This window comes from Pseudarthrobacter sp. CC12, from assembly GCF_039907755.1.
Classification (GTDB): domain Bacteria; phylum Actinomycetota; class Actinomycetes; order Actinomycetales; family Micrococcaceae; genus Arthrobacter; species Arthrobacter niigatensis.
Genome location: NZ_JARDJH010000015.1, coordinates 15,569 through 41,674 on the forward strand (window position 1 = coordinate 15,569; position 26,106 = coordinate 41,674).

Here is a 26,106-nt window from a genome sequence, read left to right on the forward strand (position 1 = left end):
ACAGCCGAAGAAAAGAGGCCAGCAATTTTCAGAAATAGCGGAGCTGGGCACGACTCTGTATACAAAACTCTTGTCGGCTGGCCCTGCCGGCGTCTACCATGGGCAGCATCACAACGTCGTGGACGGGATAACCTCATGGTCACCAACAGCTACCGGGACAGCTACCGCCGCAGTGTCGAACAGCCGGAAGAATTTTGGCTGGAGGCAGCGCAAAAAATCTCCTGGACGTCTCCGCCCGGCAGGGCCCTGGACTCCAGCCGGGCGCCGCTGTACAGCTGGTTCCCTGACGGAGCCCTGAATACCTGCTATAACGCCCTGGACCGGCACGTGGCAGAAGGCCGCGGAGGGCAGGACGCCCTGATCCATGACTCCGCCATGCTGGGAACGCAGCAGCGCTACACGTATGCGAAACTGACGGACCTCGTGGCACGCTTTGCCGGCGTGCTGCGGAGCCACGGGGTCGGCAAGGGAGACCGTGTGGTGATTTACATGCCCATGATCCCGGAAGCTGCCATCGCCATGCTGGCCACCGCCCGGCTTGGTGCGGTGCACTCAGTGGTTTTTGGCGGCTTCGCACCGAAGGAGCTTGCCGCGCGAATCCGCGATGCCGCGCCCGCTGCGGTGGTCACCGCGTCCGGCGGCATCGAACCGTCCCGGCGCATCGAGTACCTCCCGGCGGTCGCCGAGGCCCTTGGGCTGGCCGGCGCGCCGGACATCCCAGTCCTGGTCAAGGCACGCGCCGGCTTCGTGTCGGCCGCTGCGGACCACGCCGGCTGGCTGGACTGGGACACGGCCATGGACTCGGCCGAGCCTGTGGCCCCTGTCGCCGTGCAGGCCACGGACCCGCTCTACATCCTGTACACCTCCGGGACCACCGGCGCGCCCAAGGGGGTGGTTCGCGACAACGGCGGCCACGCCGTCGCCCTGCGCTGGACCATGGAAAATATCTACGACATCGGCCCCGGTGACGTCATGTGGACTGCGTCGGACGTCGGCTGGGTGGTGGGGCATTCCTACATCGTCTATGGGCCGCTGCTGGCCGGGGCCACCACCGTGATGTACGAAGGAAAGCCGGTTGGCACGCCCGACGCCGGGGCGTTCTGGCGCGTGGTGCAGGACCACCGGGTCAACGTGCTGTTCACCGCACCAACGGCACTGCGGGCCATCCGCAAGGCCGATCCTGAAGCATCGCTGCTGCGAAACTACGATGTCTCCAGCCTGCGGACGCTGTTCGCCGCCGGCGAGCGGCTGGACACGGACACGTTCCACTGGGCCTCCCGGGTCCTGGGCGTGCCCGTGGTGGACCATTGGTGGCAAACCGAGACCGGCTGGGCCATTTGCGCCAATCCGCGTGGACTGGAGCCGCTGCCCATCAAGGCTGGTTCCCCGACCGTTCCGATGCCAGGGTTCCGGCTGCAGGTCCTTGACGGCGGGGGCGGGGAAGTCGAACCGGGGATCGAAGGCAACATCGTGCTGGGGCTGCCCCTTCCGCCGGGCACCCTGGCCACCCTGTGGGGAAACGACGAACGTTTCATCTCGTCCTACCTCCAGGCTTTCGACGGCTGCTACGCCACAGGCGATTCCGGCTACCGCGATGAGGACGGGTACCTGTTCGTCATGGGCCGCACCGACGACATCATCAACGTTGCCGGCCACCGGCTGTCCACCGGCGCCATGGAACAGGTGATCGGCCAGCACCCTGCCGTCGCCGAGTGCGCCGTGATCGGGCTCGCCGACCCCCTCAAGGGCCAGCGCCCCAGCGGCTACGTGGTGCTCAAATCCGGGGTCGACATCCCCGAAGACGTCCTGGCCAAGGACCTGGTGGCACTGGTTCGGCGGGACATCGGTGCCGTGGCGGACTTCAAGCATGTGACGGTGGTGGACGCGCTGCCTAAGACCCGGTCCGGAAAGATCCTGCGCACGACCATGCGCCAGATCGCCGACGGCGACGAATATACGGTGCCCTCCACCATCGAGGATCCGGGCGTCATTGACCAGCTGATCGGCGCCCTCCGGGGCGGGACGGACGCCGGCTGACGGCACCGCCGGGAAATCCAGCCCTGCAATTCGTCAGCGGGCGTTCCAGCGGTACTCGTTTTCCGGCCGTCCCGGGGTTCCGTAGCGGGCGGTCCGGGAAACCGTGCCGGCGTCGGCCAGATACTCCAGGTAGCGCCGCGCCGTCACCCGGGACATGCCCAGCGAATCCATGACCTCGGTGGCGGACACTGCGTCGGGCTGGCCCCGGAGGAACTCCTGGACCGAGCCGAGGGTCGAGGTGGAAAGGCCCTTCGGGAGCGGAAGTTCCGACGGCGCCCGCAGGCTGGCGAACGCCTGGTCCACTTCGCTTTGCGAGGCGCCGCCCTTGCCGGGACCGCTGCCCGGATCCGCCAGTTGCTGCCGGAACTGGCGGTAGTTCTCCAGCTTGTCGGAGAACGTGGCGAACGTGAACGGCTTGATCAGGTACTGGACCACACCGATGGCAACGGCGCTGCGGACAATTGCCAGCTCACGCACGGCGGTGATGGCGATGATGTCCGCCAGGATCCCCGCCGACCGCATCCGCCGGGCGATGTCCAGGCCATGCAGGTCGGGCAGGTTCATGTCCAGCAGGACCAGTTCCACCGGCTTGCCCGCCGCAACGAATTCGTTCAGGAGCCGCAGTGCGGACTGGCCGTCCGGGGCGGTGCCCGCCAGCTCAAAACCGTCCAGCCGGCCCACGTAGGCGGCGTGGGCCGCCGAAGCGATGGCCTCGTCTTCGACGACGAGGACCCGGATGCTGCTCACTGTCTGTGCTCCTTCTCCGCGGACACCGCTGCAGGCAGGAATACTTCGAACTTGGCGCCGCGCCGGCCGTTAGTGGCCAGCGTACCGCCCAAACGCTGCACCGCCTGCCGGACCAGTGCCAGGCCAATGCCGCGGCCGCCCGCCCCTGCAGGCTTGGTGCTGAATCCGTGCCGGAAGATCTTTTCCGAATCCCCGGGGTCGATGGGAGCCCCGGAATCATTCACGGCGATGTCCAGCCCCTCGTCGTCCGCCTCCAGCGTCAGCACCACGCGCCGCGGCGGCGGCGCATCCGCGGCCGCATCGATGGCGTTGTCCAGCAGGTTTCCCAGGATCGTCACCAGGTCCTGCACTGCAATCCCGGGTGCCGCGCCGGAGCCCAGGGTGGAGACATCCAGCTGGACGCCCCGCTCGTGGGCCTCGGCCACCTTGCCCATGACCAGTGCGCCCACCACGGGTTCGTCAATGGAGCTCACCATGTCGTCCGTCAGCTGCTGGCTCAAGGCCAGGTCCCGGGTGGCAAAATCGAGTGCTTCCCCGGTCCGGCCAAGTTCCAGGAGCGAGACCATGGTGTGAAGCCGGTTGGCGTGTTCGTGGGTCTGGGCCCGCAGCGCGTCGGACAGCGTGCGCATGGTCTGCAGTTCGTTGCCGAGGGCCTCGATCTCCGTCCGGTCCCTGAGGGTGGCCACCGTCCCGTAGACCGGAACCTTCCCGCGCGCCCCGGGGGATTCGGGGCCACGGGCCGGCCCCTGGTTCACCACCAGCACGCGCGAACCGGTCAGCACCATCTCGTCCTTGGTGGTGCGCCCGGAATCAAACAGGGCGCGCAGTTCGCTGTCCAGCGGGAGGTCCGCCAGCGACGGGGGCTGGGTGGGATCGTTACTGCCGGTGTCGGCCAGGCCAAGGAGTTCGGCAGCCTGGTCGTTGTACATCACCACGCGCTTCCTGGCATCGATAAGGATCAGCCCTTCGCGTACCGAGTGCAGGACCGATTCGTAGTAGGTGAAAAGCTGCGCCAGCTGCTCCGGCCCCCAGCCGCGCGTCACCCGGCGGAGGTACCTGCCCAGCAGCCAGGACGCAAGGGATCCGCCCACCAGCAAGGCAATGCCGACGGCGAGCAGGACTGGCAGGCGGCCGGTAAACGCAACATCGACGCTGCGGACGGTCACCCCGGCCGCCACCAGGGCCTTAACCGTTCCACCCGCGTCCTTGACCGGAACAATGGTCCGGACCGAAGGGCCAAGGGTGCCGGCGGTGACTTCGGTGTAGGTGTGGCCGCGCAGTGCTTCATCAATGGAGCCGATGTAGGGCCGGCCCAGCTCCTCGTCCCGGGGGTGCGTCCAGCGGGTCCGGTCCGGAGCCATGATGGTGATGAAATCTATGTGGGCGGCGCTGGTGACGTCCTTGGCGTAAGGCTGCAGCAGGGCGGACGGGTCCGGCGTGGCAGCGGCCTGGAGCACCAGGGGATTGGCGGCGATCGAGGCAGCCACTCCCTCCATGCGGCGCCCCGCTTCGTCATACGTACGGTCCCGTGCATCCACGTAGGCTGCAGTTCCCACGATGGCAATGAAGGATACGACGATCAGCAGGTTCGCCAGGAAGAGCCGGCGGGCGATACTCCAGCGGTGGATCATGCTGCCTCCATCTGAATCCCGGGACTACTGCGACCAATATGAACGCAACGGTGAGCTGGATCACGGGGTGCCCAATGATGGATATCACATTGTACGGACGTGTTGAGCCCAGAGACTGCGCCGCAGCGTCTATCAGAATATCCACAAGGAGACACATCATGGCTTCTCAACGAGGAGAGTCGCTCGAGACCGCGACGCCGCGGCGCAAGGGACTGGACAAGTCCCACTACCTCTACATTGCCGTCATCGCCGCCGTCGTCCTTGGCGCGGTGGTGGGCCTGCTCTTCCCGGAGGTTGGCAAGTCGCTCAAGCCCCTGGGTGACGGCTTCGTCAAGCTCATCAAGATGATGATCGCGCCGGTCATCTTCTGCACCATCGTCCTGGGCATCGGCTCCATCGCCAAGGCGGCCACCGTCGGCAAGGTGGGCGGCCTCGCCCTGGGCTACTTCATCATCATGTCCACCTTCGCGCTGGCCATCGGCCTGGTGGTGGGCAACCTGATCCACCCGGGTGAAGGCCTGAAGCTGACGCCCTACGATCCCAACAAGAAGGCCGCCACGGACAGCACCGTGGACTTCCTGATGGGCATCATTCCCAGCGACATTCCGGTGCTGCCCACCCTGCTGGCCGCAATCCTGGTTGGCTTCGCACTTCAGAAGATGGGCGCCCAGGGCACCCCCATCCTCAAGGCCATCGGCCACGCCCAGGCCCTTGTCTTCCGCATCCTGATCATGATCATGTGGCTCGCCCCGGTTGGCGCCTTCGGCGCCATCGCCGCCGTCGTCGGAGCCACCGGCGTCCAGGCCATCGTGAGCATGTTCACCCTGATGATCGCCTTCTACATCACCTGTGCGCTGTTTATCGTCGTCATCCTGGGCGGCCTGCTGCAGGTTGTTGCCGGCGTGAACATCTTCAAGCTGATGAAGTACCTGGCCCGCGAATACCTCATCATCTTCTCCACCTCGTCTTCCGAAGCGGCGCTGCCCCGCCTGATCGCCAAGATGGAACACCTCGGCGTCTCCAAGCCCGTCGTCGGCGTCACCGTTCCCACGGGCTACTCCTTCAACCTGGACGGCACCGCCATCTACCTGACCATGGCGTCCCTTTTCGTGGCCAACGCCATGGGCACCCCGCTGGACCTCGGTGCCCAGATCTCCCTGCTGGTCTTCATGATCATCGCCTCCAAGGGGGCTGCAGGCGTCACCGGCGCCGGCCTGGCCACCCTCGCAGCCGGCCTGCAGGCACACCGCCCCGAACTGCTTGGAGGAGTGGGCATCATCGTCGGCATCGACCGCTTCATGTCCGAGGCACGGGCACTGACCAACTTCACCGGCAACGCCGTGGCCACCGTCCTGGTGGGCACCTGGGTCAAGGAGATCGACGGCGGCCAGGTTGCCCGCGTCCTCTCCGGCGAGGTTCCCTTCGACGAGCAGACCATGATCGCCGGCCACGGCGGGATGGCACCCAAGGAAGAGGGCGCACGGGAAGCCGCCAAGGCGTAGCCCCACCCGCTCAACGACACGGAACCGCCCCCGCAGCCACGCTGCGGGGGCGGTTTTACGTTGTCCCCGCGACGAACCTTCGACCTCAGCTAGAGGGTCAAGGCTCAACATTCGCGGAAAGTCAAGCTCCGTCAAATACCGTGTCGGGCGCTGTAGCCTAGGGAGCAGAACGAACGGCGCTGGTACGCCAGCGGCAGGAAATCACCGTCATCGAAAGTGTGGACAGATACGTGAGCAGCGAACAGGGTTCAGCAACTCTGGAGGGCACGGAATTCGACCTGGAAAACGCAGTGATGGGCCCCACTGGACGCCCATACCGCGAGTTCCCGGAACCTGCGCCGCTGCCCTCCCACGGTCCGGCCCGCGTCATCGCCATGGTTAACCAGAAGGGCGGCGTCGGGAAGACGACCTCCACCATCAACCTGGCCGCCGCGCTCGCCGAGTACGGCCGCCGTGTCCTGCTGGTGGACTTCGACCCCCAGGGCGCGTTGTCCGCGGGTCTCGGCGTCAACCCGCATGAGCTTGACCTCACCGTTTACAACGTCCTGATGGACCGCAAGGTGGATATCCGCGACGCCATCCACCAGACCGGTGTCGAAAACGTCGACCTGCTGCCGGCCAACATCGACCTTTCCGCGGCAGAGGTGCAGCTGGTCAATGAGGTGGCGCGCGAACAGGTCCTGGACCGTGCGCTGAAGAAGGTCGAAGACGACTACGACGTCGTGCTTATCGACTGCCAGCCTTCCCTGGGGCTCCTGACCGTCAACGCGCTCACGGCGGCCCACGGCGTCATCATTCCGCTCATCTGCGAGTTCTTCGCACTGCGTGCCGTTGCACTCCTCGTGGAAACGATCGACAAGGTGCAGGACCGGCTGAACCCCCGGCTTCAGGTGGACGGCGTGCTGGCCACCATGTACGACGCCCGGACCCTGCACAGCCGCGAAGTGATCACCCGGCTGGTGGAGGCGTTCGGCGACAAGGTCTTCGAAACCGTGATCAAGCGCTCCATCAAGTTTGCCGATGCCACCGTGGCTGCCGAGCCCATCACCAGCTATGCCGGAAACCACGTGGGTGCCGACGCCTACCGCCGGCTCGCCAAGGAGCTGATCTCCCGCGGCGGCGCACCCTAAGCACGCCGTGGCCGAATCCAAGCCCGGCTTCGAGGTCCGACTGGCCAACTTCACGGGTCCGTTCGACCTCCTCCTGGGACTGATTGCCAAGCACCAGCTGGACATCACCGAAGTAGCCATCGCCACGGTTACGGACGAGTTCATCAAGTACATCCGCAAGCTGCAGCAGCTCGGTGAAGAATGGGCCCTGGACGAGGCAAGCGAGTTCCTGGTGATAGCCGCTACCCTCCTCGACCTCAAGGCGGCCCGGCTTCTCCCGGCAGGTGAAGTCGAGGACGACGAGGACATCGCCCTGCTGGAGGCCAGGGACCTGCTCTTTGCCCGGTTGCTCCAGTACAAGGCCTTCAAGCAGGTGGCGGGAATCCTGGGCGAAACCCTGGACCAGGAAGGGCGCCGTTTTCCACGCCAGGTGGCCCTCGAAGAGCATTTTGCGGCCATGCTTCCCGAACTCGTCTGGAAGCACACACCCCACCAATTCGCTGCCCTGGCCGAGGCGGCCCTGAGGCCCAAGTCGCCTGCGCAGCCACCGCAGGTAGCGCTCGGCCACCTCCACGGCAGCAACGTCAGCGTCAAAGAACAGGCCGAAGTGCTGGGCCGCAGGCTGCGGGAGGAGTCGCCGCTGACCTTCCGCTCGCTGATTGCCGATGCCGGTTCTACCCTGGTGGTCGTGGCCAGGTTCCTGGCACTCCTGGAACTGTTCCGGGACCGGGCCGTCTCATTCGACCAGCTGTCCCCGCTGGCGGACCTCGCCGTCCACTGGACGGCCGACCGCCCGGACTGGTCGGCGGAAAACCTAAGCGAAGAATTCGAGGAGCAACTGTGAACCCGTCACAGGACACGCCGCAGCAGGACGCCACCGGCCACGGGCCGGACTTCGCCCACCTTCCCGGCGGGGCCAAGGCTGCCCTGGAAGCGGTCCTCATGGTTCTGGACGAGCCGGCCACTGAGGAGGAGCTGGCGGCGGGAGTAGGGCTGACGGTCCACGCGGTCCGCTCCCTGCTGGCAGAACTGGAACGCGAGTATAACGGCTATACTGTTAAAGCCCCGGAGGTGGAGAGTGCCAGCAGCGCTGGTATCGGATCCAGTCCCCGGGGTTTTGAATTGCGGAACATCGCCGGTGGCTGGCGCATCTACTCCCGCGCGGAATTTGCCGACATTGTGGGCAAGTACGTGCTTGAGGGGCAGACTGCCAGGCTTACCCAGGCGGCATTGGAAACACTGGCAGTCATCGCGTACCGCCAGCCCGTTTCCCGGGCGCGCGTGTCTGCAATTCGCGGGGTCAATGTTGACTCTGTCGTACGGACGCTGGCCCAACGGGGGCTGGTCGAGGACGCGGGAACGGATCCCGAGTCCGGCGCAATCCTCTACCGGACTACCTCGTATTTCCTCGAACGGATGGGGATCAGTTCAGTGGAGGACCTGCCCCAACTGTCGCCGCACCTTCCGGGGCTCGACGGGATCGCAGAGTTCTACGACGCCGGGACGATGTAGGCAGGACACCCCTGCCCGCACCATCCATCCAGCAAGGGTTATTTATCAGGGCAGACGAAGTCTGCGCGGCTGGCTAAGGTTGTTTTTGGACATCTCAGCCGGCCAAAACATATTGAAGGACGGGTCATGACACAGGCGGGACGCCAGGGTTCACCACGTAACAGTTCGGGACGCGGCGGGAACGAACGCAACAGTTCCCAGCGCAACCCGGCACAGGGCGGCAGCTTCAGCGGGGGCTCCCGCGGCGGAGCAGGCAAACGTGCCGCAGGATTCGGTGGGGACCGCCCGCACCGTGCGCCCAAGCCGCGCGAAGAGCGATTCATCGATCCCGACCTGGCAGGGGACCAGCAGGGACGCGGAGCTGAGGCTGCCCGGGGCGCCAAGCCGTCGTCGCGCAAGCCGGCTGCCCGCAAGCCCGGTGCCAAGAAGGCTCCCGGCACGCCGGGTGCCCCCAAGCCCAAGCCACGTACCGGCGCACCCGGTGCAGCCGCCTCACGTGCCTTCGGCAGCGAACGCTTCGGCCAGAACCTGGGTCCGGTCCGAAAGCCCGTCCGGAAGAAAGGCCCCCGGGGCAACGTTCCCCAGTCCGAACTCCACGATGCCGACGGCGTCCGCCTCCAGAAGGTGATGGCCTCCGCAGGGGTTGCCTCCCGGCGCGTCTGCGAGGAGATGATCGCCGAGGGCCGGGTCGAAGTCGACGGCCAGGTAGTCACCGAACTCGGTGTCCGCGTAGACCCCAAGACTGCCGTCATCCACGTTGACGGGCTGCGGATCCAGCTGGACGAAAACCTGGTCTACATGGTGTTCAACAAGCCCAAGGGCGTGGTGTCCACCATGGAGGACCCCGAAGGCCGGCCCTGCATCAGCGACTTCCTGAAGAACAACAAGAATACCGGCGAACGCCTCTTCCACGTTGGCCGGCTCGACGTCGCCACCGAAGGCCTGCTGCTGCTGACCAACGACGGCGAACTCGCCAACCGGCTGACCCACCCTTCCTATGAGGTACCCAAGACCTACCTGGTACAGGTGCGTGGGCCGTTCCCGCAGGGCGTCGGCGCCCAGCTGAAGGCCGGCGTCGAACTGGAGGACGGGTTCGCTTCCGTTGACTCCTTCCGCCTGGTGGACTCCACCCCGGGCCACGTGCTGATTGAGGTTGTGCTCCACTCCGGCAAGAACCGCATTGTCCGGCGCCTGTTCGACGCTGTTGGCTTCCCGGTCCAGCGGCTGGTCCGCGTCAAGGTGGGCCCCATCGGTCTCGGCGATCAGCGCCAGGGCAGCATCCGCAACCTTGGCAAGCAGGAAGTCGGCCACCTGCTGGCATCCGTAGGGCTCTAAGGCATGTCCGCGTTCAAAAGCCAGGGCCGCGGCCACCTGGATGGCCCGGTGGTGGTCATCGGCACCGGACTGCTGGGCACCAGCATTGGGCTGGGCCTGCGGGGGCGTGGCGTACCCGTGTTCCTGTCGGACCCGTCGCCCACCAACCAGGCGGTGGCCGTGGACATCGGTGCCGGCCGCCCGCTGCCGGAACTGGGCGACGCGTCGCCGCAGCTGGTGGTGGTGGCCGCTCCGCCGGACGTCACGGCCGGCGTCGTCCTTGCCGCGCTGTCCAGCTACCCGGATGCCGTGGTTATCGATATCGCCAGTGTGAAGGCGGACATCCTGGCCCGGCTGCGGGAATCCGGCGTCGACCTGTCCCGCTACGTAGGGACGCATCCCATGGCAGGACGCGAAAAGTCCGGCCCGGTAGCTGCACGCGGCGAGCTGTTCACGTCCATGCCGTGGGTGCTCTGCCCCTCGGAAGAAACCTCCGGCCACGCGTTGCAGGTGGCCCGATCGCTCGCCTCCGACCTCGGGGCTGTCGTCTCGCAGTTCACCGCCGACGAGCACGATGAAGCTGTGGCGCTGGTCTCGCACCTGCCCCAGGTCATGTCCTCGCTGCTGGCCAGCCGGCTGCAGGGAACTCCGCTGCACGCACTGTCCCTGGCGGGCAACGGCCTGCGCGACGTCACGAGGATCGCAGCCAGCGACCCCACCTTGTGGGTCCAGATCCTCGGCGGCAACGCGGCCAAGGTGGTGGAGATCCTCTACGGTGTCCGGGACGACCTGAACCGGCTGATCGGCACGTTGGAGAATCCCGCCGCGCCCGGCGCCAGGCTGGACCTCGCCCAGCTCATCAGCGAGGGGAACGCCGGACAGGCGCGGATCCCCGGGAAACACGGCGGGCCCCCGCAGGCCTACGCGTGGCTCACCGTCCTGGTGGATGACAAGCCCGGCCAGATCGCACAGCTGCTTACCGAAATCGGCGAGATCGGCGTCAACCTGGAGGACATGCGGCTGGACCACTCTTCGGGCCAAAACGTAGGTATGGTGGAAATCTCCGTGTTGCCGAACAAGCACGACCATTTGATCGAAGCCCTTAACGACCGCGGATGGCGGGTACTTCAGTAATGACACAGGAACTCCTCGAATCCATGCGCGCCCTGCGCATCGGCCGCCCGCTGGTGGTGGCCATCGACGGGCCGTCCGGCTCCGGAAAATCGAGCGTGAGCAAGGAAGTTGCCCGCAGGCTCCGGCTGGCCTACCTGGACACCGGTGCGATGTACCGGGCCCTGACCTGGTACTGCGTCACTGAAGGTATCGACCTCGAGGACGGTGCTGCCGTGGAGCAGGCATCCCGGGACTTTGTGCTTGAACTGAGCACCAGCCCGCTGGAGGAATATGTCCGGGTGGGGGGCGTAGACGTCACGGACGCCATCCGGGAGCCGGCCATCTCAGCCGCCGTCAGTGCGGTCGCCACCACCCTCGGCGCACGGACAGAACTGATCCGGCGGCAGCGGGACCTGATCGAAAAGCACCACCGCCGGATGGTGGTGGAAGGCAGGGACATCACCACCGTCGTCGCGCCCGGGGCCGAGGTGCGCATGCTCCTCACCGCCAGCGAGGAAGCCCGGCTTCGCCGGCGCGGCCTCCAGCTGGGCGGGACGCAGGACGCCGAGCAGCTGGCTGCCCAGGTCACGCACCGGGACGCCAAGGACTCCACTGTAGTGAACTTCACCCAGGCTGCCTCCGGCGTCGTGACTCTGGACTCCTCGGACCTGGACTTCGAACAAACCGTGGATGCAGCCCTCGTGATTGTCACCAAGGTCCTCAACCGTGACTGACGCCGGCACCGGCCTGCCGTCCGGGCTGACCATGGCGTGGAGCAGGCCGGTGGGATGGGTCCTGGACCATCTGGTCTACCGGACCACGGTGACCGGCAGGACCAACGTGCCCACGGGCGGCCCGGTGATCTTCGCGGGCAACCACATCAGCTTCCTTGATGGGCCGGTGATGTTCGGTGCAGCGCCGCGGCCCATGCACATCCTCGTGAAGCAGGAGATGTTCAAGGGCTTGCTCGGCCGGGTGCTCACCGCTTCCGGGCAGCTGCCCGTGGACCGCCGCGGCGACCGTGCCGCGCTGCAGCGCTGCAAGGACGTGCTCGACGCCGGGCGTTGCGTTGGGATTCTCCCGGAAGGTACGCGGGGGAGCGGCGCAGCCTCGGACATCAACGGCGGAGTGGCGTGGCTGGCCCTGAATTCCGGAGCCCCCGTGGTGCCGGTCGCCATCCTGGGCACCCGGCAGGGCGATGAGCACCTTGACTTCGTTCCACGGCCCGGGCGCCGCTTCCACGTCAGCTTCGGAGCGGCCCTTACCCTGGCCCGCCGCGCCGGCGAAACCGGCCGTGCTTCAATGGACAGGGCCGCGCAGGACATCCGTGCAGCGCTGGCTGGGCACGTCCAGGACACCATTCAACTCAGCGGGCAGCCCTTGCCGTCCGCTGGCGACCAAGACTTGACAGCAGTAGCCGGGGACGCCGGCAGATGACCCCTAAGGACAGTGCAATGAGCGACACCACCCAGGCTACCGGCCACTCCGGCGCCGACGACGAATACACCCCCACCGGAACCGACCAGGTTGCAGAGCGCCTGGCGGCGATTGGGGACGACGAGGCCGAGCTCCGCGCCGCCTCCCTCCGGGCCGGGCTGGAGGACTATGAGCTGGACGAGGACGACGCCGCCCTGCTGAGCGGTGAGTACGGCGACGAGGACCTCGAAGGCCCCCTCAAGCTGGACCCCGTCCTGGCCATCATCGGCCGTCCCAACGTGGGCAAGTCCACGCTGGTGAACCGCATCCTGGGCCGCCGCGAAGCAGTGGTTGAGGATACCCCCGGCGTCACCCGCGACCGCGTGATGTACTCCGCGAACTGGAACGGACGCAACTTCACCCTGGTGGACACCGGGGGATGGGAACACGACGCCCGCGGCATCCACGCCAGGGTCGCGGAGCAGGCCGAGATGGCAGTGGAACTCGCGGACGCCGTGCTGTTCGTGGTGGACTCCGCTGTCGGCGCCACCGCCACGGACGAAGGCGTCATGAAGATGCTGCGCCGGAGCAAGAAGCCGGTCATCATGGTGGCGAACAAAGTGGACGACTTTGCCCAGGAAGCGGACAGCGCCGCGCTGTGGGGCCTTGGCTTCGGCGAGCCCTACCCGGTGTCGGCCCTGCACGGCCGCGGCGTGGCCGACCTCCTGGACCACGTTATGGATGTCCTGCCCGAGTTCTCCACCGTTGAGGGCGTGGAACGCTCCGGCGGTCCGCGGCGCATCGCACTGATCGGCCGCCCGAACGTGGGCAAGTCCTCACTGCTGAACAAGCTCGCCGGATCCGAACGCGTGGTGGTGGACAACACCGCCGGCACCACCCGTGATCCCGTCGACGAATTCATCGAACTCGGCGGCCGCACCTGGCGCTTCGTGGACACCGCCGGAATCCGCCGCCGCCAGCACATGGCGCAGGGCGCGGACTACTACGCCTCCCTCCGGACGCAGGCCGCGCTCGAGAAGGCGGAGGTCGCCGTCGTGCTCCTTGCCGTCGACGAGGTCCTCAGTGAACAGGACGTCCGCATCCTCCAGCTGGCTATCGAATCCGGCCGCGCCCTCGTCCTGGCCTTCAACAAGTGGGACCTCTTGGACGACGAACGCCGCCGCTACCTGGAACGCGAGATCGAACAGGACCTGGCACATGTTGACTGGGCGCCGCGGGTCAACATCTCCGCAAAGACGGGGTGGCACAAGGACCGCTTGGTCCCGGCCCTGGACCTGGCCCTGGAGAACTGGGACCGGCGCATTCCCACCGGCCGCCTCAACGCCTTCCTGGGTGAGCTGGTTGCCGCCCACCCCCACCCGGTCCGTGGCGGCAAGCAGCCCCGCATCCTCTTCGGTACCCAGGCCTCCAGCCGCCCGCCGAAGTTCGTGCTCTTCACCACCGGATTCCTGGACCCGGGCTACCGCCGCTTCATCACCCGCCGCCTGCGGGAGACCTTCGGTTTCGAGGGCACGCCGATCGAGGTAAGCATGCGCGTCCGCGAGAAGCGTGGCCGCAAGCGTTAATTGCGACACACCTTGGGGCTGATCACCGGAAAGTGTCACTGGCACCCCTTCGGATCGTGTAAGCTCTTCTAGGTGGTTCGGCCGGACTGCTGATGAAAACCTTCGGGTTGGGTTCAGCGGAGAACGGCGGAACCAGCGGGCTGTAGCGCAGCTTGGTAGCGCACTTGACTGGGGGTCAAGGGGTCGCAGGTTCAAATCCTGTCAGCCCGACCAGAAAGCGGAAAGCGCCGGAGAATTTCTCCGGCGCTTTCCGCTTTTTTGGTCAGCCGAGGGCGGCGTCCAGGACGAATCTTCCTACTTCAGGAACTTCGACGTCCTCCGGTCAGCCAGGATCTTCCCCTTGGTCTGGCAGGTGGGGCAGTACTGCAGTGCGGTGTCCGCGAACGACACCTCCCGGACAGTGTCGCCGCACACGGGGCAGGGCTGGCCGGCCCTGGCGTGCACCCGCATGTGGCTTCGTTTGACGTCCTTGAGATCCTTGGGCGGCTTGCCCGCAGCCTCCTTGAGGGCTTCGCCCAGGACGCTGTGGATGGCTTCGTACAGCACCTGCACGCTCTCCCGGTCGAGTGACTTCGCGATGGCGAACGGTGAGATCCGGGCGGCGTGAAGGATCTCGTCGCTGTAGGCGTTGCCAATTCCCGCAATCACGCTCTGGCTGCGCAGGAGTCCCTTGATCTGCTGGGAACTGCCGCCCAGGATCTCTGCCAGCATGTCGGCGTCGAACGCTTCCGTAAAAGGATCGGGACCCAGCGAGGCGATACCCGGTACTTCCTGCGGATCACGCACCACGTAGACGGCCAGGCTCTTCTTTGTGCCCGCCTCCGTCAGATCCAGGCCGCGCGGTCCGTTGGGCCCTGAGAACGCGCACCGGACTGCGATGAGGCCCTTGCCCATTCGAAGCTGGCTGTCGGCGGGGGAGTCGGTGAAGCGCACCCAGCCCGCGCGCGCCAGGTGGAACACCAGGGAAATGCCGCCGGTATCGATGCTGATGAACTTCCCAAAGCGCCGGACGCCGGAGACCGTGCGCCCTTCAAGGGCGTCGAAGGGCGGATCCGCCGTCTTGAGCACGGCGAAGGAGACGACCTGGAGTTTGGTGACCACGCAGCCCCGCAGCTGTTCGTCAAGGAACCCGGCGAGGCCGGCGACTTCAGGCAGTTCCGGCATGGCCTACCTGCACTGTCCCAAGGATGCTGCACCGGTGCTTGCGCTCATGGCTCCCATCTTGTCAGAAACGCCGGTGCCGGCCCTGGCAGATGTGCCTATACTTTCAGCGGCGGCCCGATTTCCGGGCCCCTTGTGACATAGGCGCGTACACCGATGAAAGGCCTCCCATGAGCAACATTCCCGAAGACCTGTCCTACACCGCCGAACACGAGTGGGTCACCTCCCCGAATGCCGACGGCGTGGTCCGCGTGGGAATCACCGATTTTGCCCAGGACGCCCTTGGGGATGTCGTCTACGCCCAGATGCCAGAGGTTGGCACGAAGATTACGGCAAACGAAGTGGTGGGCGAGGTCGAGTCCACCAAGAGCGTCAGCGACATCTACGCCCCGGTTTCCGGTGAAGTTGTGGCCCGCAACGAGTCCCTGGACAGCGATTCGGCCCTGATCAACAGCGATCCGTACGGTGATGGCTGGCTCATCGAGATCAAACTGGCCGAAGCTGACGCCGTTGAGTCCCTGCTCAGTGCATCCGAGTACGAACAACAGGTAGGCTAAAGCTAACCGGTATTTCCGGTCCGGCCCCGCGTCGCGGGCACGGCGTCTCCGCACGTCAGAGCCCGGATCGGGAGCCGGTGCCGGACCTGCCGGGCAGGGCCGGAGACTAACCGTTAGTTGCAGGTTCCATGCCCGCAACGTCTAAGAGGAGGAATCCATGGCTGGCCACAGACACAACCCTGCCGATGGGGATTACGGCACGGGTGCGGCTAGGGCGTCGGAGACCACCTCGATCCACCTCACCCCCGTCACTGACGAACCCACCATCACCCCGAGGCTCTCCTCCGACGAGCGCAACTCGGTGGAGGCCCTGCCTGCCGGCTCGGCGCTGCTGGTGGCCCACAGCGGCCCCAACGCCGGTGCCCGGTTCCTGCTGGATTCGGATGTCACTACTGCGGGCCGCCACCCGGATGCGGACATCTTCCTGGATGACGTCACGGTATCGCGGCGCCACGTGGAGTTCCGGCGCACCGCCCGCAGCTTCGAAGTGGTGGACAAGAACAGCCTCAACGGCACCTACGTCAACCACGACCGCGTGGACAGCGTGGAACTGAAGTCCGGCAGCGAAGTCCAGATCGGCAAGTTCCGCCTCACCTTCTATCTGAGCCCTGCCACGGCTGCAGGCCGCAGCTGAACCGGGGACCGCTGCCTGTGGCAATGGCACAACCGGAACGCCGGGGCCCCCAGGTCCTGAACATTGGTGAGGTCCTCGCCCAGTTGAGCGCCGACTTCCCCGGCATGACCGCGTCGAAGATCAGGTTCCTTGAGGAAAAGGGACTGATCAACCCCCGCCGCACCCCTGCGGGCTACCGTCAGTACTCCGACGGCGATGTGGAGCGGCTGCGCTTCGTGCTGGCCCTGCAGCGGGACCAGTACCTGCCCCTGAAGGTCATCAAGGACTACCTTGACGCCATCGACAGGGGCGAGCGGCCGGAGAACCTCCCGCCCGGCGTCGTGGTTTCCCCCCGCATTGTTTCCGATGAACTGGCTGCCGAACTCCAGAACCGGGGCCGCAAACTGAGCGAGGAGCAGCTTCGCGCCGAGTCCGGTGCCAGCGTCCCCCTGCTGCAGTCGCTCCTGAGCTTCGGCCTCATCAGCCACAGCAACGGCCAGTTCGACGAGCATGCCCTGCAGGTTGCCCGCGCCTGCGTCCAGCTGGAAAGCCACGGACTGGAACCCCGTCACCTCAGGCCCTTCCAGGCGGCAGCCGAACGGGAATTCGGCCTGGTGGAGCGTGCTGTCGCACCCCTCGCCTCCCGCAAGGACTCGGCATCACAGGCACGCGCGGCTGAGGCGGCGCGCGAGATCAGCGATCTTTGCCTCACCTTGCACCGGGCCCTGGTGCAGGACCATATCTCACGCATGGACATCTGATGATCGAAGTCGAGATTGTTGGCGTTCGCATTGAACTGCCTTCCAACCAGCCCCTGGTCCTGCTCAAGGAGATGCACGGCGAACGCCACGTCCCGATCTGGATTGGCACGCCGGAAGCCAGTGCCATCGCCCTGGCCCAGCAGGGCGTGGTGCCGCCGAGGCCCATGACCCATGACCTCCTTGTGGACGTCGTGGAGTCGCTGGGCCACTCCGTGGTCAGCGTCAACATCGTCGCCGTGGAGGACAACATCTTCTATGGCCAGCTGCAGTTTGAAAATGGCACCACGGTGAGTTCCCGCGCCTCGGATGCGCTGGCGGTTGCCTTGCGGGCCAAGTGCCGGATCTGGTGCGCCGATTCCGTCATGGACGAGGCTGGGGTGCGCATTACGGAGCACGATGAGGGCGAAGACGCCGAGCCGGGTCCCACCGTCGATGAGGAGCGTGAACTGCGGCGCTTCCGGGAATTCCTGGATGACGTCGAACCCGAGGATTTCGACGGCTAAGGTCACGTTAAGGTTAAAGTTGAGGCTGAAAGTTTCGACACGCCTCTTCTAAGCGCCGAGGTCTTTGACCTCGGGGCCCGCCGGGCCTAACGTCGAGGTATCAAGTTCCCTTGCTTACGGCAGCCGCGCAAGTCACACTGGAAAGTGCGCCCCGCGGAGAAATTACACCCATGGCCTTACTGCCACGGCTGCTGTGCCAGTTCCGGGGGAGCGTACGACAAGGAGGATCCAGGTGAGTCCCAAAGGCGAAGCAGGCGGGCTTAAACAGCCCACGGCCGGTGTTGCTGTGCCCGTGAGCGGTGCACAGGGCCTCCTGTTCACCGAAGACCTGCCGGTACTGGATGAGGACGCCGGCTACCGGGGTCCCACCGCCTGCAAGGCCGCCGGTATCACCTACCGCCAGCTGGACTACTGGGCGCGCACCGGCCTGGTCGAGCCTGCTGTCCGGGGCGCAGCAGGATCGGGGTCCCAGCGGCTTTACGGGTTCCGCGACATCCTGGTGCTCAAGGTGGTCAAACGGCTCCTGGACACCGGTGTCTCCCTGCAGCAGATCCGCACCGCCGTGGAACACCTGCGGGAACGTGGAGTTGAGGACCTGGCCCAGATCACGCTTATGAGCGACGGTGCCAGCGTCTACGAATGCACCTCAGCTGACGAGGTCATTGACCTGGTTCAAGGCGGCCAGGGCGTCTTCGGCATCGCCGTAGGACGTGTATGGCGCGAGGTCGAAGGAAGCCTTGCCTCGCTGCCCAGTGAGCACGCCGCCGAGCAGTCCTTTCCGGACGACGAACTGAGCAAGCGGCGGGCAGCGCGGAAAATCAGCTGAAACAGAGTTCAAGAAGTAAGGGCCACCCTCCTGATGGAGGGTGGCCCTTACTCGTTGGACGTGTTCCTAGCGGGCGCGGCTGCGCAGCCCGGATCCTGCAGCCATCAGGTTGGACAGCAGGTCATCGAACAGGGCGGCTGCGGACTTGGCCGAATCGCCGGGCCAGTTGTGCACGGGGTGGGCGGCACCCTGGATCTGCTGCCAGTTGGCCTGCTCGGGAATTCGCGGGCTGAGCAGGAGTTCGCCGAACATCGACTCCATCTCCGCCAGCCGGTAGGTGTGTTCCGAGGAACCACTCCGGACCCTGTTGGCCACGATTCCTGCGGGTGAAAGGTTGGGCGCGAATTCCTGCCTGAACAGCTGGATGGCTCGCATGGTCCGTTCGGTACCGGCCACCGAGAACAGGCCGGGCTCGGCGACCAGGGCAACCTTGTCACTTGCTGCCCAAGCCATGCGGGTCAGGCCGTTGAGTGAGGGAGGGCAGTCCACCAGGACAAGCTGGTAATCGTCTGCGCCGGCGAGTACGGAGGACAGCCGGCGGAGATCGCGGCGGCCAAGGTCCGGACGGTCATAGATTCCGGTGTAGGCAGAGCCGACGGCGACATCGAGGACGGCAGGTCCGGAACCGTTGGACGTGGCACGGTCGGCCCAGCTGCTGCGCACCACATTCTCGGCCAGCTTGGCCCGGCGCGGGCTCTTCAGCATTCTGCCGATATCCAGCTGGTCGCCCGGCTGGACGCCGAGGGCCGTGGTGGCATCGGCGTGCGGATCGAGGTCCACCACCAGCGTGCGGACTCCTGCGGCCAGCGCCGCAGACGCCAATCCTGTGGTGACGGAAGTCTTGCCGACTCCACCCTTGAGGCTGCTGATGCTGACTACTTGCACTTGAGAGACCAAAACCTAACGCCGGATGCCGTGTTGGGGGTAATGTTTGCCTCGGCAGAGCCGAAGCCGGACGGTCCTGCCGCCCTACTCATCATATGTTGATGCGTCGGCGAATCCTGCTTTATCGGGCGTCGGCATGGCACCGACTGTGCTGCCGGGGCGGTTTCCGCCAGCCAGGCTCAAAGCGTTCGGTCCATGACGGGAAAATCTGTGACCGTGGCCACAAAGATTTGTGTTTGTCCTTGCAGGTCCTAGACACTGTGACCACTCATCGATCCACCCGCAATGATGCAGGAGAAGTATGTTTTCCAAAGTTCTGGTGGCCAACCGCGGCGAGATCGCGATCAGGGCCTTCCGCGCCGGCTATGAGCTGGGCGCAAAGACCGTTGCCGTTTTTCCCCAGGAGGACCGTAACTCGATCCATCGGCAGAAGGCGGACGAAGCCTACTTGATTGGCGAGGAAGGTCACCCCGTCCGGGCATACCTGGACGTGGCCGAGGTGGTGCGGGTCGCGAAAGAGGCCGGCGCAGACGCCATCTACCCGGGCTACGGTTTCCTCTCGGAAAACCCGGAGCTGGCACGTGCGGCGAAGGCGGCCGGTATCACTTTCGTGGGTCCGCCCGCCGAGGTGCTGGAGCTTGCCGGCAACAAGGTGGCGGCGCTGAAGGCCGCCCGCGAGGCAGGCGTGCCGGTCCTTAAGTCCAGCGAGCCGTCCAAGGACCTGGACGAACTCCTGGCTGCGGCCGATGAGATCGGGTTCCCCATTTTCGCCAAGGCCGTTGCCGGCGGCGGTGGCCGCGGCATGCGCCGCGTTGATACCCGCGAGGCACTCCCCGAAGCGCTGAAGTCGGCCATGCGCGAAGCCGATGCTGCCTTCGGCGATCCCACCATGTTCCTGGAGCAGGCGGTCCTGCGGCCGCGGCACATCGAAGTGCAGATCCTCGCGGACGCAGAGGGCAACGTCATGCACCTCTTTGAGCGTGACTGTTCCATCCAGCGGCGGCACCAGAAGGTCATTGAGATCGCGCCTGCCCCTAACCTGGACGACAACATCCGCCAGGCCCTGTACCGGGACGCGGTGAAATTTGCACAGGCGCTCAATTACGTCAACGCCGGTACCGTCGAGTTCCTGGTTGACACTGAAGGCGAGCGGGCGGGCCAGCACGTCTTCATCGAAATGAACCCGCGTATCCAGGTGGAGCACACGGTCACCGAGGAAGTCACGGACGTGGACCTGGTCCAGGCCCAGATGCGGATCGCCGCCGGCGAGACCCTTGCCGATCTTGGCCTGTCCCAGGACACGGTCCGGCTTCGCGGCGCTGCCCTCCAGAGCCGCATCACCACGGAGGACCCCGCCAACGGGTTCCGCCCGGACGTTGGAAAGATCACCGGTTACCGCTCGGCCGGTGGAGCCGGTGTCCGCCTGGACGGCGGCACGGTCTACTCCGGCGCCGAGATCAGCCCTCACTTCGACTCCATGCTGGTCAAGCTCACCTGCCGCGGCCGGGATTATCCTGCCGCGGTTGCCCGCGCCCGCCGCGCCCTGGCGGAGTTCCGCATCCGCGGCGTCTCCACGAACATCCCCTTCCTCCAGGCTGTCCTTGATGACCCTGACTTCATCGCCGGGGATGTGGCCACCAACTTCATCGACCAGCGCCCGGAACTGCTCAAGGCCCGGGTTTCGGCCGACCGCGGAACCAAGCTCCTGTCCTGGCTTGCCGACGTCACTGTCAACAAGCCAAACGGCGACCTGGCGGTGCACTCGGACCCCGCCCGAAAGCTGCCCGACGTCAAGGACCTGCAAGCAGGACCCGGTTCACGCCAGAAGCTCCTTGAGCTGGGCCCGGAAGGCTTCGCGAAGGCACTGCGCGAACAGAATGCCGTTGCCGTCACCGACACCACCTTCCGGGACGCGCACCAGTCCCTGCTGGCAACGCGTGTCCGCACCCGCGACCTCGTCGCCGCCGGCCCCGCCGTGACGGCGCTCATGCCGCAGCTGCTGTCCGTCGAGGCCTGGGGCGGCGCCACCTACGACGTCGCGCTGCGCTTCCTGGGCGAGGACCCCTGGGACCGGCTCGCGGCCCTGCGCAAGGCCATGCCGAACGTCTGCATCCAGATGCTGCTGCGCGGCCGCAACACTGTCGGCTACACGCCCTACCCGGAAGAAGTCACCGAAGCCTTCGTCAACGAGGCGGCCGCCACCGGCATCGACATCTTCCGCATCTTTGACGCCCTGAACGATGTCAGCCAGATGGCTCCGGCCATCCGCGCCGTCCGGGCCACCGGCACCGCCGTGGCAGAGGTGGCCCTCTGCTACACCGGCGACATGCTGGACCCGGAAGAGAAGCTGTACACCCTGGATTACTACCTCGGGCTGGCACAGAAGATCGTCGACGCCGGAGCCCACATCCTTGCCATCAAGGACATGGCCGGGCTGCTCCGGCCCGCTGCCGCCGCCAAGCTGGTCGCCGCGCTGCGTGAGCGCTTCGACCTGCCCGTCCACCTGCACACCCACGACACCGCAGGTGGCCAGCTGGCTACGCTCCTGTCCGCTGTCGATGCCGGCGTGGACGCGGTAGACGTGGCCTCCGCATCCCTCGCGGGAACCACCAGCCAGGTGTCGGCGTCGGCCCTTGTTGCTGCCTTGGCCCACACGCCGCGGGACACCGGCCTCAGCCTGGACGCCGTCAGCTCGCTCGAGCCCTACTGGGAGGCGGTCCGCCGCGTCTATGCCCCGTTCGAGTCCGGCCTGCCAGGCCCTACCGGCCGCGTGTACAAACACGAGATCCCGGGTGGCCAGCTTTCCAACCTGCGCCAGCAGGCCATGGCCCTTGGCTTGGGGGAGCAGTTCGAGGCGATCGAGGACATGTACACCGCGGCGGACCGGATCCTGGGGCACCTGGTGAAGGTCACGCCGTCCTCCAAGGTGGTTGGCGATCTCGCCCTGCACCTGGTGGGCCTCAACGCCGATCCCGCCGACTTCGAAGCGAACCCGCAGAACTACGACATCCCGGACTCCGTCATCGGCTTCCTTTCCGGCGAACTCGGCGACCCTCCCGGGGGCTGGCCGGAGCCGTTCCGCACCAAGGCCCTGCAGGGCAGGAGCGTGAAGGTCCGCGACGTGGAGCTCAGCGCCGAGGACAGCGCAGCGCTCAAGTCCGACTCCAAGACACGGCAGCACACGCTGAACCGGCTGCTCTTCGAGGGCCCCACCAAGGACTACCTCAAGAGCGTGGAGACGTACGGGAACATCTCGGTCCTGGATACCCGTGATTATCTTTACGGGCTGCAGCGCGGCACCGAGCACGAGATCCAGCTGGAGCGTGGCGTGCGCTTGATTGCCTCCCTCGAGGCGGTGTCGGAGCCGGACGAGAAGGGCATGCGCACCGTCATGTGCACCCTCAACGGCCAGTCCCGCCCCGTGGTGGTCCGCGACCGTTCCGTGGTCAGCAACGTCAAGGCCGCCGAGAAAGCCGATCCCGCCCAGCCTGGCCAGGTGGCCGCTCCCTTCGCCGGAGCCGTCACTGTCACCGTCAAGCCGGGGGAGACGGTCAAGGCAGGAGATACCGTGGCCACCATCGAGGCAATGAAGATGGAAGCATCCATTACGACGCCGGTGGCCGGCAAGGTGTCCCGCCTCGCCATCTCCGCGGTAGAGCAGGTCCAGGGCGGGGACCTGCTGCTGGTCATCGAACAGTAGGAGGGGCCCGAAGGCGCCGAAGGGATCATCCCCTTCGTTGGCTGCTCCCCGAAGACTGCACCGGGTAATCCAGTGCAGTCTTCGGGGAGCAGTTCCATGACGGGCTCTATCCGCGAATCCAGGGCTGCGTGCAACCGGGGCGGGGGCCGGTCAGGCCAGCCAGCGCCACCACTTTGACTGCCCCGGTTCCGGTACCGGATCAGCTTCCAGCTCCGGCTCCTCACCCAGGGCCATTGCGGCTCCGGCAATGTCGTCGGCCGTAAGGGTCATGACAGCTTCCCGGTCAAGCGACTCGAGGCTTTGGTCCTCGTCGAGCGAGAGCCGCAGGGCCTGGCGGTTCAGGGCCTGCTCAAACAACGTGCGCGCGAACCGTGCGTTGCCGGAGTCCTCGCCCGCGTGCAGCCCGGTGAAGATGCGGCGCAGCATTTGGTCCGCCCCCGGCTCCAGCATGTACTCGTGCTGGGCCAGCATCTGGTGGAAGATCGTCTGGAGTGCTTCAACAGAGTAGTCGGGGAATGTGATCTCGCGGGCGAAGCGGGAGCGCAGCCCGGGGTTCGAGAGCAGGAACGACTCCATCAGCCGCGGGTACCCGGCAACGATCACCACCAGGCGGTGGCGGTGGTCCTCCATCCGCTTCAGCAGGACCTCGATCGCTTCGGGGCCGAAGTCCATCCTGCCGTCTTCCGGGGCCAGCGCGTAGGCTTCGTCGATGAACAGGACTCCGTCCAGGGCACGCCTGATCACCCGGTCGGTCTTGATGGCAGTCTGCCCGACGTATTGCCCCACCAGGCCCGAACGGTCCACCTCCACCAGGTGGCCCTTCTGCAGCAGGCCCACCGCCCGGTACATCTCGGCCAGGAGCCGCGCCACGGTGGTCTTGCCGGTGCCCGGGTTTCCGAGGAACACCAGATGCTGGGAGGTGGCCACCTCCGGCAGGCCGTGCGCTTTGCGGCGCGCCTGGACCTGCAGCAGTGCGACGAGGGCGCGCACCTGTTCCTTCACAGTCTCCAGCCCAACCAGCGCGTCGAGCTCCGCCTGCAGCTCGGACAGCGGCCGGGCCGGCCCGGGCCTGGCACCCATGAGGTCGCCCACAAGATCGTCCACGCGCTCCGATCCGGGCAGCTTGAGCTGATCGGCCAGGTGGCCGAGCGTTTCACGCAGGTCTTCGAGCGGTTTGCGGCTGGCAGCCATGCCACCACTGTAGTCCCCGATCCCCGGCCAGGGGCGGACAGTTAAAGGAGAAAGGGCCCTCCCTTGCGGAAAGACCCTTTCATCGCTGCCGGCGTCAGGGGCGCGGGGCCGAGTACATCTCCTCGATGACCGTTTCGAAGTCCTTCATCACCTGCGCCCGCTTCACCTTCATGGACGGGGTGAGGTGGCCGGAGGCTTCCGTGAAGTCGGCCGGGACGATGCGGAAGGACTTGATGGCCTCGGCCTGGGAGACCGAGGTGTTTGCTGCGGTAACCAAATCCTGGACTGCCGCCTTCACCACCGGGTTGGCCGCTGCCTGCTCGAGGGTGGTGTCCGCGGGGAGGCCGTGGCGCTGGAGCCAGCCGGGCAGGGCCTCCTGGTCGAGGGTCACCAGGGCGCCGATGAAAGGCCTGTTGTCGCCCACCACGAGGACCTGCGACACAAGGGCGTCGGCGCGGATCTGGTCCTCAAGCAGGGCCGGGATGACGTTCTTGCCGCCCGCGGTGACGATGATTTCCTTCTTGCGGCCGGTGATCCAGACGAACCCCTCGTCATCGAGCTGTCCAATGTCCCCGGTATGGAACCAGCCGTCGGTGAAGGCTTCCGCGGTCAGGTCGTCACGCCTGTAGTACCCCCGCATCACGCACACGCCCTTGGCCAGGATCTCGCCGTCGTCGGCAATCCTGACGGAGTTGCCCGGGAGGGGCTTGCCCACGGAGCCGATCTTGATCCGCGACGGGGTGTTCACGGTGATGGGCGCGGTGGTTTCAGTAAGCCCGTATCCCTCCAGCACCTGCAGGCCGATGCCCTGGAAGAAGTGCCCCAGCCGCTCGCCCAGGGGACCGCCACCGGACACGGCGTGGGCAACGTGCCCACCCATGGCCGCCCGCAGCTTGCCGTAGACCAGCTTGTCGAACAACGCGTGCCGCAGCTTCAGGCCCAGCCCCACGCGTCCGTCCTGCCTGGCCTTCGAGTAGGCGATGGCAGTTTCGGCGGCCCGGTGGAAGATGGCGCCCTTGCCGCCGTCTTCGGCCTTGGTGAGGGCCGAGTTGTAGACCTTCTCGAACACCCTGGGCACCGCCAGGATGAACGTCGGTTCGTAGCTTTGCAGGTCAGCCAGCAGGTTCTTGATGTCCGGGGTGTGGGCCACCGTGGTTCCGGCAGCCATGGCCAGCACCGAGATGTACCGGGCAAACACGTGCGCCAGCGGCAGGAACATGATGGTCTTGGCCTTCTCATGGACAATCTCGCCGATGATGGCCAGGGCATTGTCCGAGAGTTCCACGAAGTTGCCGTGCGTGAGTTCGCACCCCTTGGGGCGTCCCGTGGTTCCGGAGGTGTAGATGATGGTGGCCACGTCCTCCAGCCCGGCTGCGCTGCGGCGTGCCTCGAGGTCTTCGTCACTGACGCCGCGCCCTGCCTCCCGGAGGCTGTCCAGTCCCTGGCCCTCCAGTTGCCAGACATGCTGCACGTCGGTAAGCCCCTCGGCTGTGACCGCTTGCCGGATGACATTTTCATGGTGGGCGGATTCGCCGAAGGCTGCGACGGCACCGGAGTCACCGAGGTTCCAGGCCACCTGGGAGGGGGAGGAGGTTTCGTAAATGGGAACTGAGACGGCACCCGCGAACCAGATGGAGAAGTCCACCAGCGACCATTCGTAGCGGGTACGGGACATGATGCCGACCCGGTCGCCGGCGCCCACTCCGTTGGCGATGAGCCCCTTGGCCAGCGCTTTGACGTCCGCGAGGAACTCGGTGGCGGGAACGTCGCGCCAAGTGCCCGCAGCATCCAGGCGCGAAAACAGTGCCGGGTTGCTGGGCTTGGCCGCCTGGCGCAACACCAGATCCGTGATGTTGGTTTCGGGTGGGACAACAACCAGGGGCGGAACACTGAATTCGCGCACTATAGCTCCTTTGATATCTGAAGTCCCGCGCAGGGGTTG

Annotated in this window: 22 protein-coding genes and 1 tRNA gene; 17 read left to right on the top strand and 6 right to left on the bottom strand. The window is 66.2% G+C overall.

What is annotated here, in order from left to right:
• The first annotated feature begins 135 nt into the window (after positions 1 to 135).
• Positions 136 to 2,037 carry a propionyl-CoA synthetase gene (locus PV772_RS12030; RefSeq protein WP_347886283.1) on the top strand — a complete coding sequence of 634 codons (1,902 nt, stop codon included), beginning with the start codon at positions 136 to 138 and terminating at the stop codon, positions 2,035 to 2,037.
• 33 nt (positions 2,038 to 2,070) lie between these two features.
• Here PV772_RS12030 and PV772_RS12035 read toward each other — a convergent pair whose 3' ends face one another.
• Positions 2,071 to 2,784, bottom strand: coding sequence for a response regulator (locus tag PV772_RS12035; RefSeq protein ID WP_307361907.1), 714 nt, complete (start codon positions 2,782 to 2,784; stop codon positions 2,071 to 2,073).
• Positions 2,781 to 4,415 carry a sensor histidine kinase gene (locus PV772_RS12040; RefSeq protein WP_347886284.1) on the bottom strand — a complete coding sequence of 545 codons (1,635 nt, stop codon included), beginning with the start codon at positions 4,413 to 4,415 and terminating at the stop codon, positions 2,781 to 2,783. Before PV772_RS12040 ends, PV772_RS12035 begins: the two co-directional genes overlap by 4 nt.
• Positions 4,416 to 4,573: 158 nt before the next feature.
• Between PV772_RS12040 and PV772_RS12045 the strand changes: the two genes are divergently transcribed.
• From PV772_RS12045 to PV772_RS12090, 10 genes are all read left to right on the top strand, one after another.
• Positions 4,574 to 5,917: a cation:dicarboxylase symporter family transporter gene (locus PV772_RS12045; protein ID WP_141160908.1), complete on the top strand. Its 1,344-nt coding sequence runs from the start codon at positions 4,574 to 4,576 to the stop codon at positions 5,915 to 5,917.
• A gap of 230 nt (positions 5,918 to 6,147) precedes the next feature.
• Positions 6,148 to 7,047 carry an AAA family ATPase gene (locus PV772_RS12050; RefSeq protein ID WP_056331794.1) on the top strand — a complete coding sequence of 300 codons (900 nt, stop codon included), beginning with the start codon at positions 6,148 to 6,150 and terminating at the stop codon, positions 7,045 to 7,047.
• A 7-nt stretch (positions 7,048 to 7,054) separates the two neighbouring features.
• Positions 7,055 to 7,870, top strand: coding sequence for a ScpA family protein (locus tag PV772_RS12055; RefSeq protein ID WP_141160907.1), 816 nt, complete (start codon positions 7,055 to 7,057; stop codon positions 7,868 to 7,870).
• Positions 7,867 to 8,538, top strand: coding sequence for an SMC-Scp complex subunit ScpB (locus PV772_RS12060; protein WP_347886285.1), 672 nt, complete (start codon positions 7,867 to 7,869; stop codon positions 8,536 to 8,538). Before PV772_RS12055 ends, PV772_RS12060 begins: the two co-directional genes overlap by 4 nt.
• Positions 8,539 to 8,664: 126 nt before the next feature.
• The gene (locus PV772_RS12065; protein WP_141160905.1) at positions 8,665 to 9,873 is read left to right on the top strand and encodes a pseudouridine synthase; all 1,209 of its coding nucleotides are present in this window, start codon (positions 8,665 to 8,667) and stop codon (positions 9,871 to 9,873) included.
• A gap of 3 nt (positions 9,874 to 9,876) precedes the next feature.
• Positions 9,877 to 10,986, top strand: a complete 1,110-nt coding sequence (locus PV772_RS12070) for a prephenate dehydrogenase (protein ID WP_347886286.1) — start codon at positions 9,877 to 9,879, stop codon at positions 10,984 to 10,986.
• Positions 10,986 to 11,699: a (d)CMP kinase gene (cmk, locus tag PV772_RS12075; protein ID WP_141160903.1), complete on the top strand. Its 714-nt coding sequence runs from the start codon at positions 10,986 to 10,988 to the stop codon at positions 11,697 to 11,699. The genes PV772_RS12070 and cmk overlap by 1 nt, the downstream gene beginning before the upstream one ends.
• A gap of 49 nt (positions 11,700 to 11,748) precedes the next feature.
• The gene (locus PV772_RS12080) at positions 11,749 to 12,402 is read left to right on the top strand and encodes a lysophospholipid acyltransferase family protein (RefSeq protein ID WP_347886308.1); all 654 of its coding nucleotides are present in this window, start codon (positions 11,749 to 11,751) and stop codon (positions 12,400 to 12,402) included.
• A 17-nt stretch (positions 12,403 to 12,419) separates the two neighbouring features.
• Positions 12,420 to 13,967 (top strand): ribosome biogenesis GTPase Der, encoded by a 1,548-nt coding sequence (gene der / locus PV772_RS12085; RefSeq protein WP_141160902.1) that lies wholly within the window; start codon positions 12,420 to 12,422, stop codon positions 13,965 to 13,967.
• 136 nt (positions 13,968 to 14,103) lie between these two features.
• Positions 14,104 to 14,180, top strand: a tRNA-Pro gene (locus PV772_RS12090).
• A gap of 81 nt (positions 14,181 to 14,261) precedes the next feature.
• Here PV772_RS12090 and PV772_RS12095 read toward each other — a convergent pair.
• Positions 14,262 to 15,131, bottom strand: a complete 870-nt coding sequence (locus PV772_RS12095) for a DNA-formamidopyrimidine glycosylase family protein (RefSeq protein WP_141160877.1) — start codon at positions 15,129 to 15,131, stop codon at positions 14,262 to 14,264.
• 167 nt (positions 15,132 to 15,298) lie between these two features.
• On the opposite strand from PV772_RS12095, the gene gcvH reads away from it, so the two are divergent.
• The 5 genes from gcvH (at position 15,299) to PV772_RS12120 (ending at position 18,388) form a co-directional block, all read left to right on the top strand.
• Positions 15,299 to 15,685, top strand: a complete 387-nt coding sequence (gene gcvH, locus PV772_RS12100; protein WP_141160876.1) for a glycine cleavage system protein GcvH — start codon at positions 15,299 to 15,301, stop codon at positions 15,683 to 15,685.
• Positions 15,686 to 15,842: 157 nt separating this feature from the next.
• Positions 15,843 to 16,319, top strand: a complete 477-nt coding sequence (locus tag PV772_RS12105) for an FHA domain-containing protein (RefSeq protein WP_141181219.1) — start codon at positions 15,843 to 15,845, stop codon at positions 16,317 to 16,319.
• A gap of 23 nt (positions 16,320 to 16,342) precedes the next feature.
• Positions 16,343 to 17,059 carry a MerR family transcriptional regulator gene (locus PV772_RS12110; RefSeq protein WP_141160874.1) on the top strand — a complete coding sequence of 239 codons (717 nt, stop codon included), beginning with the start codon at positions 16,343 to 16,345 and terminating at the stop codon, positions 17,057 to 17,059.
• Positions 17,059 to 17,562 carry a bifunctional nuclease family protein gene (locus PV772_RS12115; protein WP_056331728.1) on the top strand — a complete coding sequence of 168 codons (504 nt, stop codon included), beginning with the start codon at positions 17,059 to 17,061 and terminating at the stop codon, positions 17,560 to 17,562. The genes PV772_RS12110 and PV772_RS12115 overlap by 1 nt, the downstream gene beginning before the upstream one ends.
• A 232-nt stretch (positions 17,563 to 17,794) precedes the next feature.
• The gene (locus PV772_RS12120; protein ID WP_018763528.1) at positions 17,795 to 18,388 is read left to right on the top strand and encodes a MerR family transcriptional regulator; all 594 of its coding nucleotides are present in this window, start codon (positions 17,795 to 17,797) and stop codon (positions 18,386 to 18,388) included.
• A gap of 66 nt (positions 18,389 to 18,454) precedes the next feature.
• Here the strand turns inward: PV772_RS12120 and PV772_RS12125 are convergent, their stop codons facing one another.
• Entirely contained in the window at positions 18,455 to 19,273 is an 819-nt protein-coding gene (locus PV772_RS12125) for a ParA family protein (protein WP_141160872.1), read from the bottom strand.
• Between the two features lie 301 nt (positions 19,274 to 19,574).
• Between PV772_RS12125 and PV772_RS12130 the strand changes: the two genes are divergently transcribed.
• Positions 19,575 to 22,973 (top strand): pyruvate carboxylase, encoded by a 3,399-nt coding sequence (locus tag PV772_RS12130; RefSeq protein WP_347886287.1) that lies wholly within the window; start codon positions 19,575 to 19,577, stop codon positions 22,971 to 22,973.
• 150 nt (positions 22,974 to 23,123) lie between these two features.
• Here PV772_RS12130 and PV772_RS12135 read toward each other — a convergent pair whose 3' ends face one another.
• Both PV772_RS12135 and PV772_RS12140 read right to left on the bottom strand, forming a co-directional pair.
• Positions 23,124 to 24,164 (bottom strand): AAA family ATPase, encoded by a 1,041-nt coding sequence (locus PV772_RS12135; RefSeq protein ID WP_307361935.1) that lies wholly within the window; start codon positions 24,162 to 24,164, stop codon positions 23,124 to 23,126.
• A 94-nt stretch (positions 24,165 to 24,258) separates the two neighbouring features.
• Complete coding sequence (locus PV772_RS12140; RefSeq protein WP_347886288.1) at positions 24,259 to 26,067, bottom strand: AMP-dependent synthetase/ligase; 1,809 nt, start codon at positions 26,065 to 26,067, stop codon at positions 24,259 to 24,261.
• Positions 26,068 to 26,106: the final 39 nt, after the last annotated feature.